The organism is Hoylesella buccalis ATCC 35310 (assembly GCF_000177075.1).
GTDB classification, from domain to species: Bacteria; Bacteroidota; Bacteroidia; order Bacteroidales; family Bacteroidaceae; genus Prevotella; species Prevotella buccalis.
The window spans coordinates 1-1,272 of the sequence record NZ_ADEG01000067.1; the positions used below are offsets into that span (position 1 = coordinate 1).

Consider the following 1,272-nt stretch of genomic DNA (forward strand, 5'->3'; position numbering starts at 1 on the left):
GGATCATCCTTCTCCAAACCCTAAATGGTCATATCAGTATGAATCTACAGCCGCCTATGGTGGCACAACCTTTATGCGTTTATCCAATAAATAGATGAAAGAAAATCATAGTAACCATTGGGCAGGAGGAAGAAAAAAAATGAAAATACTGGTAAATTATTTACTAACATTTCTATTCATTTGTCTTATAGAAACTTCTTGTTCCTTTAAGACAAAGTGTAGAGGCATAAGTATCAACGAAGTTCATACTACAACTAAACATGCAAGTATGAGATTCTCCTCCTTGGCTACGTTTTCAAAGAACAAGACATCAGCATTAAAAAATTATCGAAAGTTTAACATAAGTAGGAGCATCAAAAAATCAATCAAACTATCCAATTGGGCAGAAAATATGGAATATCCTCCCGACGTCTTTATCTGTGAAAATGGTTATTATTTTTTATTATCTGTTACAAAAAATCCAACAGGACTAGATACAAATTTTTACCATTGGATTGTTTTAAATAATGATGGTAGAGTTGTTGATGAATTTGTAAGCTTATCTAAAAACATCAATAACTGCTATATGGAAAAAGGGAAACTACACATGGTTGTATATGACTATGATGATGAGTTTTTTTTAAAGGAGCAATCAGAATTGATTCCGATAATAATAAGGGATTTTATAGTTGAAGATAGTTTAGCTTTGAGTAAAGAAAGTAAATTTTACGTAGAAGAGGGCTAATATCAGTAAATAAAAATTCGTTGGTCAAATTAAAGCGTATTTAACTGTCCGATAGGCTTATGATTGATGAGAGTAAAATACTACAACATGGTGAAAGCAGCGACTTTGCCTTAGCCTCTATCTTTGCCCCATCGATGTATTCCACGTCAAGGGTCACTAAGCTTCGATCAGCAAGTAGCACCATCAATTGGGTGAACACGTTGTTTAGCTCGTCTCTGACACGGTTGTGGAAGCAGTTGATGGTGATGAAGTTGGGCTTTTCGTATCCTATAATCCCAATGAAGTGGGTGTCATGGAGGAGCGATTATACAGGAACATTCCATTGGACATAGACAATATGGAGGGGACGCATCTAAATCACATTTCAATGTTAGGGTAATGTTTCTATCAGGAGTTATTATAATAACCATCTGATTATCAATGTGATTTTTAAAAGATTAAGCATAAATGCAGGGAAAGATTCTCTGCCTTTTGCTATTTTTGTAACTCAAAACAATGAAAAATGAATATACGAGAACGCTTCGGCACTTTGCGCTCCAGATTGGAAA

At 34.7% G+C, this 1,272-nt stretch carries 1 protein-coding gene and 1 pseudogene; one reads left to right on the forward strand and one right to left on the reverse strand.

Annotated elements, in window-relative coordinates; translation table 11 throughout:
- Positions 1-94: 94 nt before the first annotated feature.
- A complete protein-coding gene (locus tag HMPREF0650_RS07335; protein ID WP_227960541.1) occupies positions 95-724 on the forward strand; it encodes a hypothetical protein in 630 nt (209 codons plus the stop codon).
- Between the two features lie 106 nt (positions 725-830).
- Here the strand turns inward: HMPREF0650_RS07335 and HMPREF0650_RS13540 are convergent.
- Positions 831-1,025: pseudogene (locus tag HMPREF0650_RS13540) on the reverse strand (IS5/IS1182 family transposase); the annotation flags it as partial.
- Positions 1,026-1,272: the final 247 nt, after the last annotated feature.

Excerpts from the sequence above, each read along its gene's own strand:
- HMPREF0650_RS07335 (WP_227960541.1), top strand. The coding sequence starts at position 95 with ATGAAAGAAAATCATAGTAACCATTGGGCAGGAGGAAGAAAAAAAATG.